The sequence below is a fragment of the Actinomycetospora sp. genome (assembly GCF_055612215.1).
Map to the genome: position 1 here is coordinate 1 of NZ_JBVPVA010000781.1, position 7211 is coordinate 7211.

Annotated in this window: 6 protein-coding genes; 3 read left to right on the plus strand and 3 right to left on the minus strand. The window is 73.8% G+C overall.

Translation table 11 applies throughout. The features are described from left to right. The coding region (locus AC0CYZ_RS21365) for a hypothetical protein (RefSeq protein WP_472219015.1) at positions 1–259 on the plus strand (259 nt) is incomplete at its 5' end. Positions 260–263: 4 nt separating this feature from the next. On the opposite strand, the gene AC0CYZ_RS21370 is transcribed toward AC0CYZ_RS21365, so the two are convergent. Together AC0CYZ_RS21370 and AC0CYZ_RS21375 are read right to left on the minus strand one after the other, a co-directional pair. Further along, entirely contained in the window at positions 264–980 is a 717-nt protein-coding gene (locus tag AC0CYZ_RS21370; protein WP_472219017.1) for a TIM barrel protein, read from the minus strand. Then, positions 977–2137 (minus strand): aminotransferase, encoded by a 1161-nt coding sequence (locus tag AC0CYZ_RS21375; RefSeq protein ID WP_472219019.1) that lies wholly within the window; start codon positions 2135–2137, stop codon positions 977–979. Before AC0CYZ_RS21375 ends, AC0CYZ_RS21370 begins: the two co-directional genes overlap by 4 nt. A 75-nt stretch (positions 2138–2212) precedes the next feature. On the opposite strand from AC0CYZ_RS21375, the gene AC0CYZ_RS21380 reads away from it, so the two are divergent. Beyond that, the gene (locus AC0CYZ_RS21380; protein ID WP_472219021.1) at positions 2213–3877 is read left to right on the plus strand and encodes a flavin-containing monooxygenase; all 1665 of its coding nucleotides are present in this window, start codon (positions 2213–2215) and stop codon (positions 3875–3877) included. Continuing rightward, positions 3874–4506, plus strand: coding sequence for an acyltransferase (locus tag AC0CYZ_RS21385; RefSeq protein ID WP_472219023.1), 633 nt, complete (start codon positions 3874–3876; stop codon positions 4504–4506). The genes AC0CYZ_RS21380 and AC0CYZ_RS21385 overlap by 4 nt, the downstream gene beginning before the upstream one ends. 13 nt (positions 4507–4519) lie before the next feature. Here AC0CYZ_RS21385 and ppdK read toward each other — a convergent pair. Further along, the coding region (gene ppdK, locus AC0CYZ_RS21390) for a pyruvate, phosphate dikinase (protein WP_472219025.1) at positions 4520–7211 on the minus strand (2692 nt) is incomplete at its 5' end.

Consider the following 7211-nt stretch of genomic DNA (forward strand, 5'->3'; position numbering starts at 1 on the left):
CGTGCGGCGCGTCGGGGTGCCCGAGCGCCGGTTCGACGCCGGGCGCGCCCACCTCGAGCACTGCCGCTACCCGAGCGGCCGCGAGCTCACCGAGTTCTCCACCCGCTGCCTCCCCGACGAAGCCGCGCGCGTGGCCGGCGAGGTCACCCGATTCCTCGCCGCGCGGGGTGTGGTCCCGTCGGGCACCCACGTCACCAAGACCGCCGTCTGGCTCGACGAGATCGCCCGTTCGGCGGCCGCCTCGGACGACCCGCGCTGAGCGATCACCGGTGCTCCAGCGCCACCCACCCGCGGTAGCCCACGGCCTCGAGCGCGTCGACCCAGCGCTCCAGCGGCAGCGTCCCGGTGCCCGGTGCGCCGCGTCCGGGCGCGTCGGCGAGCTGCACGTGCGCGAGGTCGGACCCGCGCGTGGCGATCACCGCGTCGACGTCCTCGCCGTTGACCGCGAGGTGGTAGAGGTCGCCGAGCACGCCGGCTCCCCGGCCGAGCGTCCCGCACAGCGCGAACGCGTCCGCCGCGGCCGTGACCGGGTAGTCGGCGATCCCGCTGAGCGGCTCGATCAGGATGCGGCGTCCCGCCCGCTCCGCCGCCGTCGCGGCCGTCGCCAGCCGGTCCAGCGCGAGGTCGCGCAGCGGCCCGACCCCGACGAGCGTGTTGAACATCGACGGGCCGAGCCGGCGGCCGACCTCGAGGGCGACGGCGAGGGAGTCGTCGAACTCCGTCCCACGCCGGGGGTCGCCCGCGATGCCGCGCTCACCGGCGGCCATGTCCCCGCCGAAGAGGTTCATCGCGATCAGCTCGACCCCGGCGTCGGTCACCGAGCCCACGAAGGCGTCGACCTCCGCAGCCGCGGGACCCGCCGTCGGGAACGGCCACCACGACTCGATCGCGGTGTACCCCTCCCGCCGGGCCCGCTCGGGCCGCTCGAGGACCGGGACGTCGGGGTAGCGGATCGAGACGTTCACGGCGCGGGCGGTCACGTGCTGCTCCCGAAGGCGGTGAGGCGCCCGACGAGGTCGTCGAGGGCCTGCGCGTCGAGGTTGCCGACGCTGACGCGCATCGCGCGGTCGTCGAGGGCCTGGAAGTCCGTGCCGGGCAGGACCAGCACGTCCTGCTCGCGCAGGAGGTCGCCGACGACGTCGGGCGTGGGCCGGTCGAGCGGGTGGCGGACCCAGGCGAAGAAGCCGCCGCAGGTGACCAGCTCGAAGCCGCCGGGGCGGTCGGCGAGGGCCGTGGCGAACCCCGCCCGGCGGCCGGCGACCTCGGCGACGCGCTCCGCCCGCCAGTCGCGTCCCTTCGTCAGCCCGGCCCAGGCGGCCTCCTGGCCGATGCGCGGGGCGCCGATCGCGACGCAGTCGAGCAGCTTCATGACCTCGCGCAGCAGCGCCCGGGACCCGACCACGGCGCCGACCCGGTAGCCCGGCAGCGCGAGGTCCTTCGAGAAGCTGTGGAGGCTGACCACGGTGTCGCGCCACGCCGGGTCGGCGAAGAGCGCGTGCGCCGGGGCGGGGTCGTCGCGGAACGACCGGTAGGTCTCGTCGAGGACCAGCGCCAGGTCGTGACGGCGGGCGAGCGCGGCGAAGGCGGCCAGCTCGTCCGGGGGCACCGTCACGCCCGTCGGGTTGCCGGGGGTGACGAGGACGATCGCGCGGGTCCGCGGGGTGAGCAGCGGCTCGACCTCGGCGGCGCGCGGGACCAGGTCCGGGCCGGGCTCCGCGACCACCGGCACGACGCCGTGCATCCGCAACCACATCTCGTGGTTGAAGTACACCGGCCGCACGACGACGACCTCGTCGCCCTCCTGGGTCAGCGCGGCGGCGACCAGGCAGAACGCCTGGTTGCACCCGGCCGTCACCACGACGTCGTCGGGCCCGACCCACCCGTCGTGGTCCTCGGCGAGGTCCGCGGCGAACGCCTCCCGCAGGTGCGGCAGGCCCGCCTGGGCGGCGTAGGCGGCGCCGCGCGGGTCGTGCGCGACGGCGGTGACGTGGTCGACGACCGCCGGGGCCGGCGGGTAGGCGGGCGCGGCCTGGGCGAGGTCGAGCAGCGGAGCCCGCCCGGCCCGCGTCGCGAGCCGGGCGTAGGCCGTGCCGACGGGGGAGTCGATCCCGGAGGTGACGCGGGCGGACAGGCGCACGTCGGAGAGCTTCGCACGAGGGCGGATATCGCCGTCCGGCCGACGGAATCCGTGCCCGTGCCGCAGCCTGGGCGCATGGACGTCCTCGTGATCGGGGCCGGGTTCGCCGGGCTGTACGCGCTGCACCGGCTGCGGACGCTCGGCTTCTCGGTGCGGGTGCTGGAGGCGGCCGACGGGGTCGGCGGGACCTGGTACTGGAACCGCTACCCCGGCGCCCGCTGCGACTCCGAGAGCTACTACTACTGCTACTCGTTCGACCCCGAGCTGGAGCAGGAGTGGCGCTGGAGCGAGCGCTACCCGCGCCAGCCCGAGATCCTCGCCTACCTCGAGCACGTCGCGGACCGCCACGACCTGCGCCGGGACATCGAGTTCGGGGTGCGGGTGGCCTCGGCCGCGTGGGACGGGTCCGGCTGGACGGTGACGGACACCGAGGGCCGGGAACGGCGGTGCCGGTGGCTGGTGACCGCGGTCGGCTGCCTGTCGGCGGCCAACGTCCCCGACCTGCCCGGGCTCGCGGACTTCGCGGGGGAGTGGCACCACACCGGTCGGTGGCCCCACGACGGCGTCGACGTCGCCGGGAAGCGCGTCGGGCTCGTCGGGACCGGGTCGACCGGCATCCAGGCCGTCCCCGTCCTCGCCGAGGGGGTGTCGCAGGGCGAGGGCGGCCACCTGACGGTCTTCCAGCGCACCGCCAACTACTCGATCCCCGCGCGCAACGCCCCGCTCTCGGAGGACGAGATGGCGGCGACGAAGGCCGACTACCCGGCGATCCGCCGGATGCAGGCCGCGTCCACCAACGGCCACCCGTTCGTCGTCTCCGACGTCGACGTGCTCGACCTGCCCGACGACGAGCGCCGCGCCCTCTACGAGCAGGCCTGGGAGCGGGGCGGGCTGCGCTTCCGGGCCGCCGTCAAGGACCTGCTGACCGACCCCGCGGTCAACGAGTCCGCCTCGGACTTCCTCCGCGACAAGATCCGCGAGACGGTGGCCGACCCGGCCACCGCCGAGGCACTGACCCCGCGCGACCATCCGTTCGCCACCAAGCGCCCGCCGATCGACACCGGCTACTTCGAGACCTACAACCGGCCGGACGTGACGCTGGTCGACGTGAAGGCGGACCCGATCGCCACGGTGACCCCGGACGGGGTGCGCCTGGCGTCGGGGGCCGAGCACGCCCTCGACGTGCTGGTGTTCGCCACCGGGTTCGACGCGCTGACCGGCCCGTTGCTCTCGATCGACGTCCGGGGCCGGGACGGGGTCACGCTGCGCGAGGCGTGGGCGGACGGACCGCGCACCCTCCTCGGCCTCGGTGTCGCCGGCTTCCCGGACCTGTTCACCATCACCGGGCCCGGCAGCCCGTCGGTGCTGACGAACATGCCGACCGCCATCGAGCAGCACGTCGACTGGATCGCCGACCTGCTCGTGCGGCTCCGGGAGACGGGGGAGACCGCCGAGCCCACCGAGGAGGCGCAGGACGCCTGGGCCGCGCGGGTCCGCCGGGCCGCGGAGGCGACGCTGCTCCCGCGGGCCGCGAGCTCCTGGTACCTGGGGGCGAACGTGCCGGGCAAGCCGCGCGTGTTCCTGCCGTTCGCGGGCGGGATGAACCACTACCGGCAGCGCTGCGACGACGAGGCCGCGGCCGGGTACCCGGGGTTCGGCCTCCGGCCCCGCTCGTCCGGACGGGTGAATCACCCGATGGTGGCGTCAGGACCGTCCCGGGGCGAGATCCCCGGTGCATGAGCCGATGGCACGAGGCGCTGCTCGGCGAGTTCCGGGTCTCGCTCCTGCGCACCCTGGCGGCGCGCCGGCCCACCCGGCTCACCGCGTCGCGCGGGTTCCGGGTCCACCACCCCGAGCGGATCTCCTTCCGCACCCCGGACGCCCGCCTGCGGCTCGGTACGCACGAGTTCGGCTTCGCGCGCGGCGACCAGGGCGGCCTGCTGCGCATCCACGGTGAGCTCGAGCTCCTCGGCAACGTGCAGGTCGGGGTGGGCGCCGCCTGGGTGATCGGCGAGGGCGGCACACTCTCGATCGGCGCGCGCAGCTACTTCTCCCCGAACACCACGATCGTCGCGATGAACTCGGTCTCGATCGGGGAGGACTGCGCGGTCTCGTGGGACGTCCAGCTGCTCGACGAGGACTTCCACGAGGTCATCGTCGACGGCGAGGTCCGCCCCACCTCCGGGCCGATCAGCATCGGGAACCACGTGTGGATCGGGTCGCGCGCCACGATCCTCAAGGGTGCGGTGATCCCCGACGACACCGCGATCGCGGCCGGCGCCGTCGTGTCGGGGCAGTTCACGGAGACCGGCACCGTCCTCGCCGGGTGCCCGGCGAGGACGGTGCGGAAGAACGTCGTGTGGACCTGACGGTCCTCGGGCGTCAGCCGGCCGCCGCGCGCCCCGCCTCCAGCCGCGCCACCGGGATCCGGAACGGCGAGCAGGACACGTAGTCCAGGCCGGCCCGGTGGAAGAAGTGCACCGAGTCCGGGTCGCCGCCGTGCTCGCCGCAGATGCCGAGCTTGAGGTCGTGGCGCACCTCCCGGCCGCGCCACGACGCGATCTCGACCAGCTCGCCGACGCCCTCGACGTCGAGGGACTCGAACGGCGACACCCCGAAGATGCCCGAGTCCAGGTACTCGGAGAAGAACGAGCTCTCGACGTCGTCGCGGGAGAAGCCCCACGTCGTCTGGGTGAGGTCGTTCGTGCCGAACGAGAAGAACTGCGCGACCTCGGCGATCTGCGCGGCGACCAGCGCCGCGCGGGGCAGCTCGATCATCGTCCCGATCTGGTGCTGCACGGGGCGGCCGTCGACCTGCGACTCGGGCTCGGCGACCACCTCGGCGATCTCCGCGGCGACGGCCTGCAGTTCCTGGACGGTGCCGACCAGCGGCACCATGATCTCGGGCTCCACGTGGATGCCCTCGGCGGCGAGCGCGGCCGCGGCCCGGGTGATCGCCCGGACCTGCATCGCGAACAGGCCCGGGATCGTGATGCCCAGCCGGACCCCCCGCAGCCCGAGCATCGGGTTCTGCTCGTGGAGCCGGTGGACGGCGGCCAGCAGCTTCTCCTGCTCCTCGGTCGCCTCGCCGCGCTCGCGGGCCACGGCGACCTCGACGGAGAGCTCGGTGAAGTCGGGCAGGAACTCGTGCAGCGGCGGGTCGAGCAGCCGGATCGTCACCGGCAGGCCCTCCATGGCCCGGAAGATCGCGCTGAAGTCCTCGATCTGGTGCGGCAGCAGCGCGGCCAGCGCGTCCTCGCGCTCGTCCTGGGTCTCCGCGAGCACCAGCGTCTCCACCAGGGCCCGCCGCTCGCCGAGGAACATGTGCTCGGTGCGGCACAGGCCCACGCCCTCGGCGCCGAACGTGCGGGCGGTCGTGCAGTCCTCGCCGGTGTCGGCGTTGACCCGCACGCGCAGCCGTCGGGCGCCGTCGGCGTGGCGCATGATCCGGTCCACCGCGGCGACGAGGTCGTCGTTCTCGGCCAGGCCCGTGGAGCCCTCGAAGTAGGCCATCACCGGGCTCGCCACCACCGGGACCTCGCCCAGGTAGACCTCGCCGTTGGTGCCGTCGATGGAGAGCATGTCGCCCTCGACGACCTCACGGCCGTCGGCGAGCGTGATCTTCTTCGCCCGGACGTCGACCTCGAGCTCCTCCGCACCGCACACCGCGGTCTTGCCCATCCCGCGGGCGACGACGGCCGCGTGGGAGGTCCGCCCGCCGCGGCTGGTGAGCACGCCCTGCGCGGCGATCATGCCGTCGAGGTCGTCGGGGGTGGTCTCGCGGCGGACCAGGATGACCTTCTCACCGGCCTTCGCCCGGGCCACCGCGGAGCGGGAGTCGAACACCGCGGTGCCGCTCGCGGCGCCGGGGGAGGCGTTCATCCCGGTGGTGATCAGCTCCTTCTCGGCGTCGCGGTCGAAGCGGGGGAACATCAGGTTCGCCAGCTGCGCGCCGGTGACCCGCTGCAGCGCCTCGTCCAGGTCGATCAGGCCCTCGTCGACGAGCTGGACGGCGACGGTGAACGCCGCGGCGGCCGTCCGCTTCCCGACCCGGGTCTGGAGCATCCAGAGCTTGCCGCGCTCGATGGTGAACTCGATGTCGCACAGGTCCCGGTAGTGGTGCTCCAGCGTGGCCATGATCGACATGAGCTCGTCGTAGGACTCCTTGTCGATCCGCTCGAGCTCGGTCAGGGCCAGCGTGTTGCGGATCCCGGCGACGACGTCCTCGCCCTGCGCGTTCTGCAGGTAGTCGCCGTAGACCCCCCGGGCCCCCGACGCCGGGTCGCGCGTGAACGCCACGCCGGTGCCGGAGTCCATCCCGAGGTTGCCGAAGACCATCGAGCAGACGCTGACCGCGGTGCCCAGGTCGGCGGGGATGCGCTCCTGGCGGCGGTAGACGTTCGCGCGGGGGGAGTTCCACGAGTCGAAGACGGCCCGCACGGCGAGGTCCATCTGCTCCCGCGGGTCCTGCGGGAAGTCGCGGTCGGCGTGCTCGCGGATGACGCCCTTGAACGTCTCGACGAGCGTGGCCAGGTCGGCGGCGTCGAGGTCGAGGTCGTTCGTCGTGCCCTTGCCGCGCTTGGCCTCGTCGAGGGCCTCGGCGAAGTGCTCGCCCTCGATGCCGAGCACGGTGGCGCCGAACATCTGGACCAGGCGGCGGTAGGAGTCCCAGGCGAAGCGCTCGTCGCCGGACTGGGCGGCCAGGCCGTGGACCGAGGAGTCGTTGAGCCCGACGTTGAGGACGGTCTCCATCATCCCGGGCATCGAGAACTTCGCCCCGGAGCGCACCGAGACGAGCAGCGGGTCGTCGGCCTGCCCGAGCTGCTTGCCCATCGCCTTCTCGAGGGCGGTGAGGTGCTCGGTGACCTCGTCGTCCATGCCGTCGGGCTGGCGGCCGTGCGTGAGGTAGGCCCGGCAGGCCTCGGTCGTGATCGTGAACCCCGGGGGCACCGGCAGCCCCAGGTTCGTCATCTCCGCGAGGTTGGCGCCCTTGCCGCCCAGCAGGTCCTTCTGGTCCTTGTCGCCCTCGGCGAAGTCGTAGACGAACTTCGTCATGATCGCGGTCTCCTGTCCC